The sequence below is a fragment of the Streptomyces sp. NPDC002130 genome, from assembly GCF_040296465.1.
Taxonomy (GTDB): Bacteria; Actinomycetota; Actinomycetes; order Streptomycetales; family Streptomycetaceae; genus Streptomyces.
The window spans coordinates 1-15217 of record NZ_JBEOXI010000033.1 but is presented as its reverse complement, the minus strand read 5'-3'; the positions used below and the strand labels follow the sequence as shown (position 1 = coordinate 15217).

The window sequence follows — 15217 nt, the reverse complement described above, 5'->3', positions numbered from 1 at the left end:
AGGGACCTGACTCATGGGAGCCCAGCTCCGGGTCTACAAGCGTCGCATCCGATCCGTCTCCGCGACCAAGAAGATCACCAAGGCGATGGAGATGATCGCCGCCTCGCGCGTCGTCAAGGCGCAGCGCAAGGTGGCGGCCTCCACCCCGTACGCGACCGAGCTCACCCGCGCGGTCACGGCGGTGGCGACCGGATCCAACACCAAGCACCCGCTGACGACGGAGGCCGAGAACCCGACCCGCGCCGCGGTCCTGCTCCTCACGAGCGACCGCGGTCTGGCCGGCGCCTTCAACTCCAACGCCATCAAGGCGGCGGAGAAGCTCACGGCGAAGCTCGAGGCCGAGGGCAAGGAAGTCGTCAACTACATCGTCGGCCGCCGTGGTGTCGCCCACTACAACTTCCGCGAGCGCAAGATCGCGGAGTCGTTCACGGGCTTCACCGACGACCCGACGTACGCGGACGCCAAGAAGGTCGCGGCCCCGCTGATCGAGGCCATTGAGACGGAGACGGCCGAGGGCGGCGTGGACGAGCTCCACATCGTCTACACCGAGTTCGTGTCGATGATGACGCAGACGGCGATCGAGGCCCGGCTGCTGCCGCTCAGCCTCGACGAGGTGGCGGCGGAGGCGGCGCCCAAGGGCGAGATCCTCCCGCTGTTCGACTTCGAGCCCTCGGCGGAGGACGTCCTCGACGCCCTGCTGCCGCGTTACGTCGAGAGCCGCATCTACAACGCGCTGCTCCAGTCGGCCGCCTCCAAGCACGCCGCCACGCGGCGCGCGATGAAGTCGGCCACCGACAACGCCGGAGAGCTCATCGAGACGCTCACCCGGCTTGCCAACCAGGCCCGCCAGGCCGAAATCACCCAGGAAATCAGCGAGATCGTCGGTGGCGCGAGCGCCCTGGCCGACGCGACCGCGGGGAGTGACCGATAAATGACCACCACTGTTGAGACGGCCACGGCGACGGGCCGCGTCGCGCGGGTCATCGGCCCGGTCGTCGACGTGGAGTTCCCCGTCGACGCGATGCCGGAGATCTACAACGCCCTTCACGTCGAGGTCGCCGACCCGGCGCTGGCGGGCGAGAAGAAGACGCTGACCCTGGAGGTCGCCCAGCACCTGGGTGACGGCCTGGTCCGCGCCATCTCCATGCAGCCCACCGACGGTCTGGTCCGCCAGGCCCCGGTGACCGACACGGGCGCGGGCATCACCGTCCCGGTCGGCGACTTCACCAAGGGCAAGGTGTTCAACACCCTCGGTGAGGTGCTGAACACCGACGAGGTCCACGAGGGCGAGCGCTGGTCCATCCACCGCAAGGCCCCCGCGTTCGACCAGCTCGAGTCGAAGACCGAGATGTTCGAGACGGGCCTGAAGGTCGTCGACCTGCTCACCCCGTACGTCAAGGGCGGCAAGATCGGTCTGTTCGGTGGTGCCGGTGTCGGCAAGACCGTGCTGATCCAGGAAATGATCATGCGTGTCGCCAACCTCCACGAGGGCGTCTCCGTCTTCGCGGGCGTCGGCGAGCGCACCCGTGAGGGCAACGACCTCATCGCGGAGATGGAAGAGTCCGGCGTTCTGGACAAGACCGCCCTGGTCTTCGGCCAGATGGACGAGCCCCCGGGCACCCGTCTGCGCGTGGCCCTGGCCGGCCTGACGATGGCGGAGTACTTCCGCGACGTCCAGAAGCAGGACGTGCTGTTCTTCATCGACAACATCTTCCGCTTCACCCAGGCCGGTTCCGAGGTGTCGACCCTGCTCGGCCGTATGCCCTCCGCGGTGGGCTACCAGCCGAACCTGGCCGACGAGATGGGCACCCTCCAGGAGCGCATCACCTCGACCCGTGGTCACTCGATCACCTCGATGCAGGCGATCTACGTCCCCGCGGACGACCTGACCGACCCGGCCCCGGCCACCACCTTCGCCCACCTCGACGCGACGACGGTTCTGTCCCGTCCGATCTCCGAGAAGGGCATCTACCCGGCCGTGGACCCGCTGGACTCGACGTCCCGCATCCTCGACCCGCGGTACATCTCGGCGGACCACTACAACGCCGCGATGCGCGTGAAGAACATCCTGCAGAAGTACAAGGACCTGCAGGACATCATCGCGATCCTCGGTATCGACGAGCTCGGCGAGGAGGACAAGCTCGTCGTCCACCGTGCCCGTCGCGTGGAGCGCTTCCTGTCCCAGAACACCCACGCCGCCAAGCAGTTCACCGGTGTGGACGGTTCGGACGTGCCGCTGGACGAGTCGATCGCCGCGTTCAACGCGATCTGCGACGGCGAGTACGACCACTTCCCGGAGCAGGCGTTCTTCATGTGCGGTGGTCTCGAGGACCTGAAGAACAACGCGAAGGAGCTGGGCGTCTCCTGACCCGGGCAGTGCTCGAGTCATGAGGGGGCGGGGTTCGTCCCGCCCCCTCATTCACGCCTACTAGACTTGTAACCAACACCCGGCACTCCCGCCGGGTGGTGACCCGAGGAGCCACCTTGGCTGCTGAGCTGCACGTCGCGCTGGTCGCGGCCGACCGTGAGGTCTGGTCCGGCCAGGCCACCCTGGTCGTCGCGCGCACCACGTCCGGCGACATCGGCGTCATGCCCGGTCACCAGCCGCTGCTCGGTGTGCTGGAGTCGGGCCCGGTGACCATCCGCACGAGTGAGGGCGGGACGGTCGTCGCCGCGGTCCACGGCGGATTCATCTCGTTCGCGGACGACAAGCTCTCGCTGCTGGCGGAAGTCGCCGAGCTGTCGGACGAGATCGATGTCCAGCGCGCGGAGCAGGAGCTCGAGCGCGCGAAGGCGGAGGACGACGCGGAGGCCCAGCGCCGCGCTGACGTCCGTCTGCGAGCCGCGACGGCGGCACGCTGACCCTGTCCGCCGCGTGATGATGTCACTCAGCCGCGGCTGGGTACCGGAGAGATCCGGACCCAGCCGCGGCTGAGGCGGATGTGGGTGATTTTTACGTTCCGTTACCTAGGAGACGAGGAGGTCGGTGTCGATGGTCCTCGCTCTGACTGTGTGCGGAATCGTGGTGGCCCTCGTGGTGGTGGGCCTGTTCGTCTTCGGCCTGCGCCGCCGGCTGATCCAGCGGTCGGGCGGCACCTTCGACGCCAGCATGCGCTGGGACGCCCCGGCCGAGGGAGACACCAACGGCAAGGGCTGGGCGTACGGAGTGGCCCGGTACAACGGTGACCGCGTCGAGTGGTACCGCGTCTTCTCGTACTCGCCGCGTCCTCGCCGCGTCCTGGAGCGTTCCGCGATCGAGGTGGCCGGCCGCCGGGTCCCGGAGGGCGAGGAGGAGCTGGCGCTCCTGTCCGACCATGTGATCCTGGCCTGTCTGCACCGGGGCACGCGTCTCGAACTCGCGATGAGCGAAGACGCGCTGACCGGTTTCCTCGCGTGGCTGGAGGCAGCCCCGCCTGGTCAGCGCGTCAATGTCGCCTAGGGTCTACGACCCTTCGAACGTCTCTGTGATCCGGCCTACTTCAGGCCGCTGTCGATGGCGGTCGCCAGCTCTCCGTTCGCGGTGTCACCGCTGAACTCCCAGAAGAACGCGCCGCCGAGGCCCTGGTTCTTGGCCCAGCTCATCTTTCCGGCGATCGTCGACGGGGTGTCGTACGACCACCAGTTGCCGCCGCAGTGCGCGTACGCCGTGCCGGCGATGGTGCCGGTGGCCGGGCAGGAGTTCTTCAGGATCTTGTAGTCCTCGATGCCCGCCTCGTACGTGCCCGGAGCCGCGCCGGTGGCCGATCCGCCCGGGGCGGACTGGGTGACGCCGGTCCAGCCGCGGCCGTAGAAGCCGATGCCGAGGAGCAGCTTCTTCGCGGGGACGCCCTTGGCCTTGAGCTTGGCGATGGCGTCGGCCGAGTTGAAGCCCGCCTGCGGGATCCCCGGGTACGACGTGAGCGGGGAGTGCGGGGCGGTCGGGCCGTCCTTGTCGAAGGCGCCGAAGTAGTCGTAGGTCATCACGTTGTACCAGTCGAGGTACTGGGCGGCGCCGCCGTAGTCGGCTGCGTCGATCTTGCCGCCGGAGGAGCCGTCGGCGGTGATGGCCGCGGTGACCAGGTAGTTCGGGCCGAACTCGGCACGCAGGGCCTGGGAAAGGTTCTTGAAGGCCGCGGGACCGGAGGTGTCGCAGGTCAGGCCACAGGCGTTCGGGTACTCCCAGTCGATGTCGATGCCGTCGAAGACGTCGGCCCAGCGCGGGTCCTCCACGACGGCCTTGCAGGACTTGGCGAAGGCGGCCGCGTTCTGCGCCGCCTGGCCGAAGCCGCCGGAGTAGGTCCAGCCGCCGAACGAGTACAGCACCTTGATGTGCGGGTACTTGGCCTTCAGCTGCCGGAGCTGGTTGAAGTTGCCGCGCAGCGGCTGGTCCCAGGTGTCGGCGGTGCCGCTGACGGACTGGTCGGCGGTGTAGGCCTTGTCGTAGGCGGCGTAGGTGTCGTCGACGGTGCACTGACCGTTCTTGACGTTGCCGAAGGCGTAGTTGATGTGGGTGATCTTCGACGCCGAGCCCGAGGTCACCAGGTTCTTCACGTGGTAGTTGCGGCCGTAGACCCCCCACTCGGTGAAGTAGCCGAGCTTGACCTTGTCGCCGGTGGGCGGCTCGGTGGTGCCCCCGGTGGTGCGGACCCGGACGGCTCCGCTGACCGGGCCCGTCTGGTCGGCGGTGTCACGGGCCTGGACGGAGTAGGAGTAGTCGGTGCCGGCGGTGAGGCCGGTGCCGGTGTACGACGTGCCCGTCACGGTGGCGACCTTGGAGCCGTCGCGCAGGACGTCGTAGTTCTTGACGCCCTTGTCGTCGGTGGCGGCGGACCAGGACAGCTTCACCGAGGTGTTGGTGATGTCCGAGGCGGTCGGGGTGCCAGGAGCGCTGGGCGCGCTGTCGCCGGGCTCGGTGGTGCCGCCGTCGCAACTGCCGCCGTTGAGCTTGCAGTTCGCGGGGGAGCCGGTGCCGCTGCCGTTGAAGCCGAACGAGACGGAGGCACCGGGGGCGAGGCTGCCGTTCCAGGACTTGTTCTTCGCGGTCCAGTGGGTGCCGGAGGAGGTGACGTCGGCGTCCCAGGAGGAGGTGACGGACGTGCCGGAGGGGAAGTCCCACTCGACGGTCCAGGAGCTGAGGGTCGTGGTGCCGGTGTTCTTCACCGTCCACTTGCCCTCGAAGCCGGAGCCCCAGTCCTGGGTCTTGGCGTAGGTCGCGGTGGCGGACGTGGATGCCTGGGCCGGGCTCGCCAGGCCGACGAGGCCGGCGAAGGGGAGCAACAGGGTCGCGAACCCTGCCGCGGCTCTGTGTCTGAAGCGCATGCTGCGCCTCCTTGATGGAGTTGTGGGGGCGTGACTGAGCCTCACGCCCACTCATGGTGCGGTGAGAATAGAAAGGTCTGGACCACCGGTCAATAGGTCTGGACCACCAGCACCGAACGCGGTTCAGACACCCAACTCCTGGGCGAGCACGGCGGCTTGCACCCGGCTGCGCAGCTCCAGCTTCCCCAGCAGTCTGCTGACATGGGTCTTCACGGTCGCCTCGGCCATGTCGAGCCGCTCCGCGATGCCCGCGTTGGACAGCCCCTGGCCGAGGCAGGACAGCACCTCGCGCTCCCGGCGGGTCAGCTGTTCGAGCACCGCCGGATCAGCCGCGGGCTCCCGGGCGGGCTTCGCGGCGAACTCCGCGATCAGCCGCCGCGTGACCGCCGGGGCGATCAGCCCCTCCCCGCGCGCGACCGTCCGCACGGCCTCCAGCAGCTCCACCGCCTCGGTGTTCTTCAGCAGGAACCCGGACGCGCCCGCTCGCAGTGCCCCGAAGACGTACTCGTCGAGGTCGAAGGTGGTCAGCACCAGCACGTCGGCGAGCCGCTCCGCGACGACCTGCCGGGTCGCCGACACCCCGTCCAGACGCGGCATCTGAACGTCCATCAGCACCAGGTCCGGCCGCAGCTCGCGGGCCAGCGCCACCGCCTGCTCACCGTCCGCCGCCTCACCGACCACCTCGATGTCGGGCGCGCTGCGCAGGATGAGGACGAGCCCGGCGCGGACGGCGGACTGGTCCTCGGCGACCAGGACGCGGATCATGCGGTGTCTCCTTCGAGGCTGTGGCTGACGGGGAGGGTGGCGCGTACCACCCAGATCTTGCCCTCGGGCGAGTCCTCGGGGGCGGCTTCGAAGGTGCCGTCCAGCAGGGCCACGCGCTCTCTCATGCCGACCAGACCCGCGCCGGAGCCGGGGGCGCGCGGGGCGTCCCGGTCCCCGTAGGGGCTGGTCACGCTGACGACGAGGGAGCCGTCCCGCCGGGCGAGGGACACGGTGACCCGCCCCGGGGCGGCGTGCTTGAGCGCGTTGGTCAGCGACTCCTGCACGATGCGGTAGGCGGCGAGCTCGACGGGTGCGGGCACCTCGCTCCGTTCGGCGTCGAGGGTGACGTCGAGGCCGTTGGTGCGGGCGCCGTCCACCAGCGAACCGAGACCGTCGAGCGTTGGAGCGGCGGACGGTTCCACGTCGCCGCTGCTGTCGCGCAGGATGCCGATCAGCCGTCGCATCTCGGCGAGCCCCTCCACGCTGTTCTCGCGGATGACCACGAGGGCGTCCTGAGAGGTCTTCGGATCGTCGAGGGACAGCGCGGCGGTGGAGTGGATGGCGATCGCGGACAGGTGGTTGGCGACCATGTCGTGCAGCTCGCGGGCCATCCGGGCACGTTCGGCGGTGACCGCCTGGGTGCGGTCCATCTCGGCGAGCAGCGCGGTCTGTTCGGCGCGCAGCCGGGCCGCCTCGGCCGCGTCGCGGTGGTTGCGGACGATCAGGCCGGTGGCGGCGGGGCCGAAGGACACGAGGCCGGTGACCACGCCGATCAGCAGCGCCTCGGGCTCCCGCCAGACCGCGAACGGCACCACTGCGGCGGCCACCGAGAGCAGCCCGGTGATCCGCGGGATCCGGTGGGCCGACGCGGGCGGGCCGTACAGCACGGCCGCGTACATCAGGTCGGTGTACATCAGGATCGTGACCAGGTTGCCCTGGGTGACGGTGTCCAGGACGATCGCGGGCGTGCCGATCAGCAGAGCGGCGCGGGGGGCGCTCCGGCGCAGCAGCTCGCAGCCCGCCATGACGACGAGCGGCAGCAGCACCGGCCAGCGCCCGGGCAGGAGCACGTACGCCTCGGTGTGCGGCCGGGTGGCCAGGCCGACGCCCCACAGCAGCAGCCCGCCGAGCAGGCCGCCCAGCGCGACGTGGACGTCGAAACGGCGGGGACGGGGGAGTCGTACGGCCATGCCACCATCCAACACGGCTGTCGCGCCCCGCGCGTGAGCCCCGCGGAGGGTCCCCGGCTGCATCCTTCGATGTACTGCGGGTTCGTCAGTCGCGACGACGATTCCGGGCGCGCCGCACGGGAGCCTGAAGAGGTGACCGAGAGGAGCGAATCGTGATCGTCGCCTTGATCGCCGCCTGTGAGATCGGCTTCTGGGTGCTGCTGGCGGCCGGCCTGGGCGCCCGCTACCTGCTGCGCATGCCACGGCTGGGACTGGGCCTGCTGCTGTGCGAGCCGCTGCTGGAGGTCGTCCTGCTGGTGGCCACCGCGCTGGACCTGAAGAACGGCGCCGAGCCCAACTGGACGCACGGCCTGGCCGCGCTGTACATCGGCTACACCGTGGGGCACGGCCACCGCACGGTGAAGTGGCTCGACGGCCACGCCGCCCACCGGCTGGGCGGCGCCCCGAAGCCGGCCGGCCCACCGCGGTACGGCATGGCCCGGGCCCGGCACGAGGGCAAGGTCTGGCTGGGCACGCTGGTGGGCGCCGCCGTCGCGACAGTGCTCCTCCAGCTGGCGATCTGGTACGTGGACGACCCGAGCCGAGTGACCTCCCTGGAGAGCTGGCGCTACGTGGCCTGGCGTGCGGCCGGGATCCACGGGCTGATCGCGCTGAGCTATCTGATCTGGCCGCGGAAGGCTCCCGCGGAGGAGGCCGGGGTGACGGTGGAGAAGGAGAGGGCGCAGCGTTAGGGCCGGTACCTCGACCGCGGGCCAGTGGTGGCTGGTCGCGCAGTTCCCCGCGCCCCTGAAGGGCGCTTCACCACGCCTCTTGCTGGGCGCTTCAGCGCTCCCCGCCCGGCACCCACAGCACGTCTCCGACCTCCTTGTTCGCCGTCCTCGCGAGGATGAACAGCAGGTCGGAGAGGCGGTTGAGGTAGGTGGCCGTCAGGGGGTTCATCGTCTCGGCGTGGACCTCCAGGGCGGACCAGGTCGAGCGCTCCGCCCGGCGGACCACCGTGCAGGCCTGGTGGAGCAGGGCCGCGCCCGGGGTGCCGCCGGGGAGGATGAAGGAGCGGAGCTTCTCCAGCTGCTCGTTGAAGCGGTCGCAGTCCGCCTCCAGCTTGTCGATGTAGAACTGCTCGACCCGCAGGGGCGGGAACTCCGGGTTGTCCACCACCGGCGTCGACAGGTCCGCACCCACGTCGAACAGGTCGTTCTGGACGCGGGTGAGGACCTTGACGACCTCCTCGTCCAGACCGCCCAGCGCGATCGCCGTGCCGATCACCGCGTTCGCCTCGTTGGCGTCGGCGTACGCGGAGATCCGCAGGTCGGTCTTGGCGACCCGGCTCATGTCGCCGAGGGCGGTGGTGCCCTGGTCGCCGGTCCTGGTGTAGATGCGCGTCAGATTGACCATGCGGCCAGCGTAGTTAGGGTCAGGCGGTTCGGAACACGCGTGTGCCCACTGTCACGGACAGCGCCGTGAGGGCGACGGCCACCAGCGTGCCGTAGAGCATGTGGGGTGACGTGTAGCTGCCGACGTAGGCGTCCCGCACCGCGTCCACCAGGTAGCGGAACGGCATGAGGTGGGACAGGGCGTCCAGCCAGGCCGGGCCCAGGGTCATCGGCAGCATCAGGCCCGACAGCAGCATGGACGGCATGGTCAGCGCGTTGATCGCCGGGCCGAAGCTCTGCGGGGTGTCCATCCTCATCGCCAGCGCGTACGACAGCGCGGCCAGCGAGAGCGTGAGCAGGGCTACGAAGGCGAAGCCGATGAGCACGCCGGCCAGCGGCGCCCGCAGGCCCATCGCCACCGCCGCCAGCACCAGCAGCACGGCCTGGAAGACGAACACCGTGGCGTCCCGCAGCACCCGGCCGAGCAGCAGGGCCAGCCGGCTGACCGGGGTGACGCGCATGCGCTCGACCACTCCGTGACCCTTCTCGATGATGATCGAGAAGCCCGCGAACGACGCCCCGAACAGGCCGAGTTGGAGCAACAGCCCGGGGACCAGCACCTGCCAGGAGCTGCCTTGCTCGCCGAGCGGCAGATCCGTGAGCAGGGGGCCGAAGAACAGCAGGTACAGCAGCGGCATGAGTACGCCGAAGAGCAGTGCGAAGCGGGAGCGCAGTGACTGGCGGAGGTAGCGCCCGTAGACGAGGGCGGTGTCGTGCAGCAGCATCGGGATTCCTCCGCTTCTCATACGGCGACGGGGGTCTGCTCGGCCGGGGCGGCGCTGCGGCCGGTGATGGCCAGGAACGTGTCCTGCAGCGAGGCGTCGAGCGATCCGCCGTACCGCAGCTTCAGTGCGCTCGGGGTGCCCTCGGCGGCGACGACGCCGTGGTCGACGACGACGAGCCGGTCGGAGAGGGCGTCGGCCTCGTCGAGGTAGTGCGTGGTCAGGAACACCGTCGTGCCGTGCTCGTCGCGCAGCCGGCGCACCAGGTCCCACAGGTCGGCGCGGCTGCCGGGGTCGAGGCCGGTCGTCGGCTCGTCGAGGAACAGCACCTTCGGGCGGTGGGTGAGCGCCATCGCGATGTCCAGCCGCCGGCGCTGACCGCCGGAGAGCGCGCCGCACTTTCGGTCGAGGAGCCCGGTGAGGTCCAGGTCGCGGGCCAGCTCCTCGGCGCGCTCGGTCGCCTGTGCCCTGGTCAGCCGGTACAGACGCCCCTGGGTGACCAGCTCCTCGCGCACGCTGATCTGCGGATCGACCCCGCCGGACTGGGCCACGTAGCCGCAGGCCCGCCGCACCCCGGCCGGGTCCGTGGCCAGGTCGTGGCCCGCGACGGTGGCGGCGCCGCCGGTCGGCTGCAGCAGGGTCGTCAGCATGCGCAGGGTCGTCGTCTTGCCGGCGCCGTTCGGGCCGAGGAAGCCGAGGATCTCGCCCTCGCGGACGGTCAGGTCGATGGAGCGCACGGCCTCCACGGGACCGCTCTTGGTCAGGAAGGTACGGGCCAGCCCGGCCGTACTGATGATGGTCATGCCCCCAGAAAAACAGAGTCTCTTAAAGTTTGCAATGACCCCAAGTTTTCAGAGACTCCAGAGAAGCTAGGATTCGGACATGGCTGAGGGGCTCAGGGAACGGAAGAAGCGCGAGACCAGACAGCGCATCTCGGACATCGCCACCGGGCTCTTCCTGGAGCACGGGTTCGTGACGGTGACGATCGCGGAGGTGGCGGAGGCCGCCGACGTCTCCGTGAACACCGTCTACAACTACTTCCCCGCCAAGGAGGACCTCTTCTTCGACCGCTCCCAGGGTGTCGTCGACCGGCTCTCCCGCTGGGTGCGCGGCCGGGACGAGGGGGAGTCGGCCGCCCGGGCGGTGCTGCGCGAACTGCGCGCGGAGATCGAGGCCGTCTCGCCCCGGATGGGCCTCATCGAGGGCTACGACCGTTTCATGCGCTGCATCGACGAGGCGCCGCCGCTGCGCTCCCGGCTGTGGAGCATTCAGCAGGAGGTCCAGGACAACCTGGAGACGACCCTCCGGGAGGAGACGGGGACGGAGGGCGGCGACCCGCTGCCGAGGCTGATCTCCGGTCAGATCTGCTGGGTCCACGGCACCGTCTTCGTCGCGATCGGCCGTGAGATGGCCAAGGGGCGCAACCCGGACGAAGTGTCCCGGGAGATGCTCGTCCTCCTCGACGGCATCGAGGAGCTGTTGAGCGAGAAAGTGCTCAACTACGCCGTCCGAGGCGCCCCGTGACCCTCGGCGGTGTGATGTCCGTCATGTGAGACGTGACGCGCATTACTTACTGGTCACACAGCCCCTCACGAGCGCTAGTGTCCGCCCGAGAGGCAGACATAAGCAGCGCGTCAGGGGAGTCGCACAGTGGCACGGAAGCTCGCCGTCATCGGAGCCGGCCTCATGGGATCCGGCATCGCCCAGGTCTCCGCACAGGCGGGCTGGGAGGTGGTCCTGCGTGACGTCACCGACGAGGCACTGACGCGGGGCACCGACGGCATCAAGGCGTCGTACGACAAGTTCGTCGCCAAGGGCAAGCTGGAGGCGCACGACGCCGACGCCGCCCTGGCCCGCATCACCGCGACCACCGACCTGGACGCCGTGGCGGACGCGGACGTGGTCGTCGAGGCCGTGTTCGAGAAGCTCGAGATCAAGCACGAGATCTTCCGCGCGCTCGACAAGATCGTGAAGGACGAGGCGGTCCTGGCCTCCAACACCTCCGCCATCCCGATCACCAAGATCGCGGCGGCCACGGAGCGCCCGGAAAGGGTCGTCGGCACGCACTTCTTCTCGCCGGTCCCGATGATGCAGCTGTGCGAACTCGTCCGCGGCTACAAGACCAGCGATGAAACCCTCGCCACGGCCCGGGAGTTCGCCGAGTCGGTCGGCAAGACCTGCATCGTCGTCAACCGCGACGTCGCCGGCTTCGTGACGACCCGTCTCATCTGCGCCCTGGTCGTCGAGGCCGCGAAGCTGCAGGAGTCGGGCGTGGCGAGCGCCGAGGATATCGACCTGGCCTGCAAGCTGGGCTTCGGTCACGCCATGGGCCCACTGGCGACGGCGGACCTGACCGGCGTCGACATCCTGCTGCACGCCACGAACAACATCTACACCGAGTCCCAGGACGAGAAGTTCGCGGCTCCCGAGTCGATGCGCCGGATGGTTGACGCCGGTGACATCGGACGCAAGAGCGGGCAGGGCTTCTACAAGCACTGAAACCGCACATGCCCCGGGGCCCATCACACCCCAGGGTGAATTCGGTATCGGTTCGCTTACAAGAAGCAACCTCTGACTCCTCCACACAGTCAGAGGTTGCATCACCCACATCCAGAACGCGGAGCACGATTCGCACGCACGGGGAGCGCATATGTACATCAGGGGCGACCACGCCGAGCTGGTCGTCGGGGGCCGCCTCGACGTCCGGAGCGCGGCGGACGCCCGTACGGTCCTGCACTCGGCCGTCGACGACGGAGTCGGGGACCTCGTGCTGGACCTGTCCGAACTGGACTCCTGGGACGCCACCGGACTCGGCGTGATCATGGGAGCCCACCGACGGGCCGGCCGCTGCGGCCGGCGCCTGGTGCTGCGCGACGTACCGCCGCAGATGCAGCGCCTGCTGGTGGCCACCCGCCTGCACCGGATCCTGGCGATCGAGGGAGGCATCGGGGTGGAGACGCTTCCCCGCGTGTGACGCCTCGTACGGGTGTGAGCCGGGCGACCGGGGAGACCCGGACGCACGTCGCCGCATCGTGCGACGCGCACAATCCTCACGAGACCGTGACGTTACGGACGGAGCGGTACCCCGGACTGTCGTAGATACTGTGCGAAGGTTTAGGGTTCGGCTGCCCGCTGCCTTGACACCCTTCGGCGGGACCGGACCAGAAGCGACAGCGCGGTGTGCAGCAAGGCCGGGAGGGGCTTTTCCAAGCACACACACGCTTTTGGGGGGCTTGACCTATGGATCCTGACAACCAGGGACCCGAGGAGTACGGCCACGACGGCGACGGCCCTGCGCCGCGCCAGCGCCCGCCCAGGGAATCCCTCACACCGGACTTCGCCCAGCACGCGCCGGCGCTCGCCCGCACGGTGCAGCTCGTCGCCGGCGATTTCCTGCTGACGGTCAACCCCGTCGACGGCAGCGAGATCGAGGCCTGCCCGCCGACCGAACGGCCCGCCCGGCCCGTGAAGCTCACCGCGGCCGAACGAGCCGAGGCCGAGCGCGTGGCCCGCCCGCCCGTCCCGCCCGGCCCCGCGCTGCCCGCCCTGCCGCTGCTGGCCCGCCAGGACGAACGCGAGCGCCTGGTGCGCCTGCTCGCCCGCGGCCGCTCCACCCGCCTCACCGGTGCGGCCGGCTCCGGCCGCACCCGCCTCCTCGACCTCGTCGCCGAGGACTGCTCCGACCTCGCCCCCGACGGCGTCGTCCGCCTCAACGGCTTCGGACGCACCTCCGAGGACCTGCTGTACGGCCTGTTCCACGCGGTGTACAGCGCCCCCCTGCACCGCCCGGACCGGGATGAACTGCTCACCCATGTCCGTGAGATCGGCGCGGTCGTCGTCGTCGACGACCTGGAGTTCGGCGGCGCCGCGCTGGACGAGCTGCTGGAGGCGACCCCCGAGTGCGCCTTCCTGCTCGGCGCCACCCCGGACGTGCCGGCCCCCTCCGCCGACGCCGCCGTCGAAGAGGTCGTCCTCGGCGGACTGGAGCGCGCGGCCGGGCTCGACCTGCTGGAACACGCCGTGGGCCGGACCCTCACCGAGGACGAGTCCAACTGGGCCGGCGACCTCTGGTTCGAGTCCGAAGGCCTGCCGCTGCGCTTCGTCCAGGCCGGCGCCCTGCTGCGGCAGCGCGACCGGCTGCGCGCCGGCACCAGTGCCGTCGACGAGTTCGGCGTGTTCGAGGACGCGCCCCCGGCCGACAGCGCCGAGATCTACGGCCTCGGCGACGACGTGCCGCTGCCCGCGCTCGGCGAGGCCGCCGCGCCCGCGCCGCTGCTCGCCTCCCGGCTCAGCGCCTCCGCCCGCGCCACCCTGCGGTTCGCCGTCGCCCTCGGCGGCGAGGTCCCGCACCAGGCGCATCTGCCCGCCCTGGTCGGCGACACCCACGCGGACGCCGCACTCGGCGAACTGGCCGCCTGCGGTCTGGTCTCCCCGGTCGGCTCCCGCTACCGCCTCGCGGCCGGCGTGCCGGCCCAGCTGGAGGCCGCCGGGTACGCCGACGAGGCCGAGGCCGGGGCCCGCAGCGCCGCCCAGCACTACTCCTGGTGGGCCGGGCACCCCTCGGTCACCCCGGAGCGCGTGTGCGCCGAGGCCGACGCGATCCTCGCCGCCCTGGCCGTCCTCGGGCCGGTCACCCGCCCGCCCGCCGAGGGCGAGGAGAGCGCGGCCGTGCACCTGGCCCGCACCGCCGCTCCCGCGTTCGCCGCCGGGCTGCACTGGAGCGCCTGGGAGCGGGCGTTGCGCTCCGGCGCCGAGGCCGCCCGGCTCGCCGGGGACGTCGCCGAAGAGGCCTACTTCCACCACGAGCTCGGCGTCCTCGCCCTGTGCGCGGGGCAGCTCGACCGGGCCCGCGCCGAACTGGAGGCCTCCATCGGCCTGCGCGGTGCCCTCGCCGACAAGCGCGGCACCGTCGCCGGCCGCCGTGCCCTCGCCCTGGTCGCCGACCGCTCGGGCACGCCGATCGGGCTCGGGCCGACCGCGGGGGAGGAGGTGCCCGACGCCCGTGACGAGGAGTCGGCGTCCCCGCCCGGCGGTGTTCCGGCGCCCTTCCCGAGGCTCCAGCAGCCGCCCGCCGCGACCCTGGTGACCCACCGCAGCTCGCCCGCGCCCTCACGGGCGGCCCGGGGCGGCCTCAAGGGCCTGGCCCGGCGCAACCTCGTGGCCGCCGGTGCCGGTGCCCTGCTCGTCGCCGTCCTGGGCACGGTGGTGACGCTCGGCGCCACCTCCGACCAGGACAAGAACCCGCCCTCCGGTCAGGTCGGCGTCAACCCGTCCGCCAGCCAGGGGGTCAGCGACGACAGCCTCGGCGCCGACCGGCCGGAGAACGACGGCGGCGGCGACACCGGCGCGGTGCCCGCCCGCCCGACGGACCCGGGCCCCGACGGCACCCTCGGCACGTCGGACGACCCGACGCCGACGGCCTCCCCGAGCGGTTCGCAGGACCCGAGTGACTCCGCGTCGCCGTCGAAGCCGCCGTCGTCCTCGAAGCCGCCGTCCTCGCCCAAGCCGCCGAGCTCGCCGAAGCCGCCGTCGTCGACCAAGCCGCCGACGAACCCGTCGACGCCCTCCTCGCCGACGCCCACGCCGACGGACACCGGGTCGCCCACGCCGACGACCACCCCGCCGACGACCAGCCCGTCGACCTCCGACTCGGCCAGCGGCCCGGCGTCCAGCGCTCCCGCGAGCACCACGGCGAGCGCGCCGCAGAGCAGCACGGGCACGCCGAGCAGCCCGGACACGGTGATCTGACACCCGCACCGACGACAGGGCCGGGTCCGTTCCACGGACCCGGCCCTGTCGTCGTCGGGCT

15 protein-coding genes are annotated in these 15217 nt (G+C 70.8%); 9 read left to right on the top strand and 6 right to left on the bottom strand.

The window, feature by feature from the left end:
• Window positions 1–13: 13 nt before the first annotated feature.
• The 4 genes from ABT116_RS08990 (at window position 14) to ABT116_RS08975 (ending at window position 3439) form a co-directional block, all read left to right on the top strand.
• A complete protein-coding gene (locus ABT116_RS08990) occupies window positions 14–931 on the top strand; it encodes a F0F1 ATP synthase subunit gamma (protein ID WP_351629907.1) in 918 nt (305 codons plus the stop codon).
• On the top strand, window positions 932–2368 hold the full coding sequence (gene atpD, locus ABT116_RS08985; protein ID WP_351629904.1) for a F0F1 ATP synthase subunit beta: 1437 nt from the start codon (window positions 932–934) through the stop codon (window positions 2366–2368).
• Between the two features lie 116 nt (window positions 2369–2484).
• Window positions 2485–2862 carry a F0F1 ATP synthase subunit epsilon gene (locus ABT116_RS08980; protein WP_033312984.1) on the top strand — a complete coding sequence of 126 codons (378 nt, stop codon included), beginning with the start codon at window positions 2485–2487 and terminating at the stop codon, window positions 2860–2862.
• Between the two features lie 130 nt (window positions 2863–2992).
• Entirely contained in the window at window positions 2993–3439 is a 447-nt protein-coding gene (locus ABT116_RS08975) for a DUF2550 domain-containing protein (RefSeq protein WP_351629901.1), read from the top strand.
• Window positions 3440–3474: 35 nt separating this feature from the next.
• Here ABT116_RS08975 and ABT116_RS08970 read toward each other — a convergent pair whose 3' ends face one another.
• The 3 genes from ABT116_RS08970 to ABT116_RS08960 form a co-directional block, all read right to left on the bottom strand.
• Window positions 3475–5298, bottom strand: coding sequence for a glycosyl hydrolase family 18 protein (locus tag ABT116_RS08970; RefSeq protein WP_351629898.1), 1824 nt, complete (start codon window positions 5296–5298; stop codon window positions 3475–3477).
• A 123-nt stretch (window positions 5299–5421) separates the two neighbouring features.
• Complete coding sequence (locus ABT116_RS08965) at window positions 5422–6063, bottom strand: response regulator (protein WP_351629895.1); 642 nt, start codon at window positions 6061–6063, stop codon at window positions 5422–5424.
• Complete coding sequence (locus ABT116_RS08960; RefSeq protein WP_351629892.1) at window positions 6060–7253, bottom strand: sensor histidine kinase; 1194 nt, start codon at window positions 7251–7253, stop codon at window positions 6060–6062. The genes ABT116_RS08965 and ABT116_RS08960 overlap by 4 nt, the downstream gene beginning before the upstream one ends.
• A gap of 152 nt (window positions 7254–7405) precedes the next feature.
• On the opposite strand from ABT116_RS08960, the gene ABT116_RS08955 reads away from it, so the two are divergent.
• Window positions 7406–7984 (top strand): hypothetical protein, encoded by a 579-nt coding sequence (locus ABT116_RS08955; protein WP_351629889.1) that lies wholly within the window; start codon window positions 7406–7408, stop codon window positions 7982–7984.
• 91 nt (window positions 7985–8075) lie between these two features.
• Here the strand turns inward: ABT116_RS08955 and ABT116_RS08950 are convergent, their stop codons facing one another.
• The 3 genes from ABT116_RS08950 to ABT116_RS08940 are packed head-to-tail and all read right to left on the bottom strand — an operon-like array spanning window position 8076 to window position 10211.
• On the bottom strand, window positions 8076–8648 hold the full coding sequence (locus ABT116_RS08950) for a cob(I)yrinic acid a,c-diamide adenosyltransferase (protein WP_351629887.1): 573 nt from the start codon (window positions 8646–8648) through the stop codon (window positions 8076–8078).
• A gap of 19 nt (window positions 8649–8667) precedes the next feature.
• A complete protein-coding gene (locus ABT116_RS08945; protein ID WP_351629884.1) occupies window positions 8668–9411 on the bottom strand; it encodes an ABC transporter permease in 744 nt (247 codons plus the stop codon).
• A gap of 17 nt (window positions 9412–9428) precedes the next feature.
• Complete coding sequence (locus ABT116_RS08940) at window positions 9429–10211, bottom strand: ABC transporter ATP-binding protein (RefSeq protein WP_351629881.1); 783 nt, start codon at window positions 10209–10211, stop codon at window positions 9429–9431.
• A gap of 79 nt (window positions 10212–10290) precedes the next feature.
• On the opposite strand from ABT116_RS08940, the gene ABT116_RS08935 reads away from it, so the two are divergent.
• The 4 genes from ABT116_RS08935 to ABT116_RS08920 all read left to right on the top strand — a co-directional run bounded on the left by ABT116_RS08935 (window position 10291) and on the right by ABT116_RS08920 (window position 15156).
• On the top strand, window positions 10291–10932 hold the full coding sequence (locus ABT116_RS08935; protein ID WP_351629878.1) for a TetR/AcrR family transcriptional regulator: 642 nt from the start codon (window positions 10291–10293) through the stop codon (window positions 10930–10932).
• Between the two features lie 126 nt (window positions 10933–11058).
• Window positions 11059–11907, top strand: coding sequence for a 3-hydroxyacyl-CoA dehydrogenase family protein (locus ABT116_RS08930; RefSeq protein ID WP_053670570.1), 849 nt, complete (start codon window positions 11059–11061; stop codon window positions 11905–11907).
• 151 nt (window positions 11908–12058) lie between these two features.
• On the top strand, window positions 12059–12382 hold the full coding sequence (locus ABT116_RS08925; RefSeq protein ID WP_344458811.1) for an STAS domain-containing protein: 324 nt from the start codon (window positions 12059–12061) through the stop codon (window positions 12380–12382).
• A 266-nt stretch (window positions 12383–12648) separates the two neighbouring features.
• On the top strand, window positions 12649–15156 hold the full coding sequence (locus tag ABT116_RS08920; RefSeq protein WP_351629874.1) for an ATP-binding protein: 2508 nt from the start codon (window positions 12649–12651) through the stop codon (window positions 15154–15156).
• Window positions 15157–15217: the final 61 nt, after the last annotated feature.

Bases quoted from the DNA above. Each gene is read 5' to 3' on its own strand.
- ABT116_RS08950 (WP_351629887.1), bottom strand. From the start codon at position 8,648: ATGGTCAATCTGACGCGCATCTACACCAGGACCGGCGACCAGGGCACC.
- ABT116_RS08925 (WP_344458811.1), top strand. From the start codon at position 12,059: ATGTACATCAGGGGCGACCACGCCGAGCTGGTCGTCGGGGGCCGCCTC.
- ABT116_RS08960 (WP_351629892.1), bottom strand. From the start codon at position 7,253: ATGGCCGTACGACTCCCCCGTCCCCGCCGTTTCGACGTCCACGTCGCG.
- ABT116_RS08965 (WP_351629895.1), bottom strand. From the start codon at position 6,063: ATGATCCGCGTCCTGGTCGCCGAGGACCAGTCCGCCGTCCGCGCCGGG.
- ABT116_RS08920 (WP_351629874.1), top strand. From the start codon at position 12,649: ATGGATCCTGACAACCAGGGACCCGAGGAGTACGGCCACGACGGCGAC.
- ABT116_RS08975 (WP_351629901.1), top strand. From the start codon at position 2,993: ATGGTCCTCGCTCTGACTGTGTGCGGAATCGTGGTGGCCCTCGTGGTG.
- ABT116_RS08940 (WP_351629881.1), bottom strand. From the start codon at position 10,211: ATGACCATCATCAGTACGGCCGGGCTGGCCCGTACCTTCCTGACCAAG.
- ABT116_RS08990 (WP_351629907.1), top strand. From the start codon at position 14: ATGGGAGCCCAGCTCCGGGTCTACAAGCGTCGCATCCGATCCGTCTCC.
- ABT116_RS08945 (WP_351629884.1), bottom strand. From the start codon at position 9,411: ATGCTGCTGCACGACACCGCCCTCGTCTACGGGCGCTACCTCCGCCAG.
- atpD (WP_351629904.1), top strand. From the start codon at position 932: ATGACCACCACTGTTGAGACGGCCACGGCGACGGGCCGCGTCGCGCGG.
- ABT116_RS08970 (WP_351629898.1), bottom strand. From the start codon at position 5,298: ATGCGCTTCAGACACAGAGCCGCGGCAGGGTTCGCGACCCTGTTGCTC.
- ABT116_RS08935 (WP_351629878.1), top strand. From the start codon at position 10,291: ATGGCTGAGGGGCTCAGGGAACGGAAGAAGCGCGAGACCAGACAGCGC.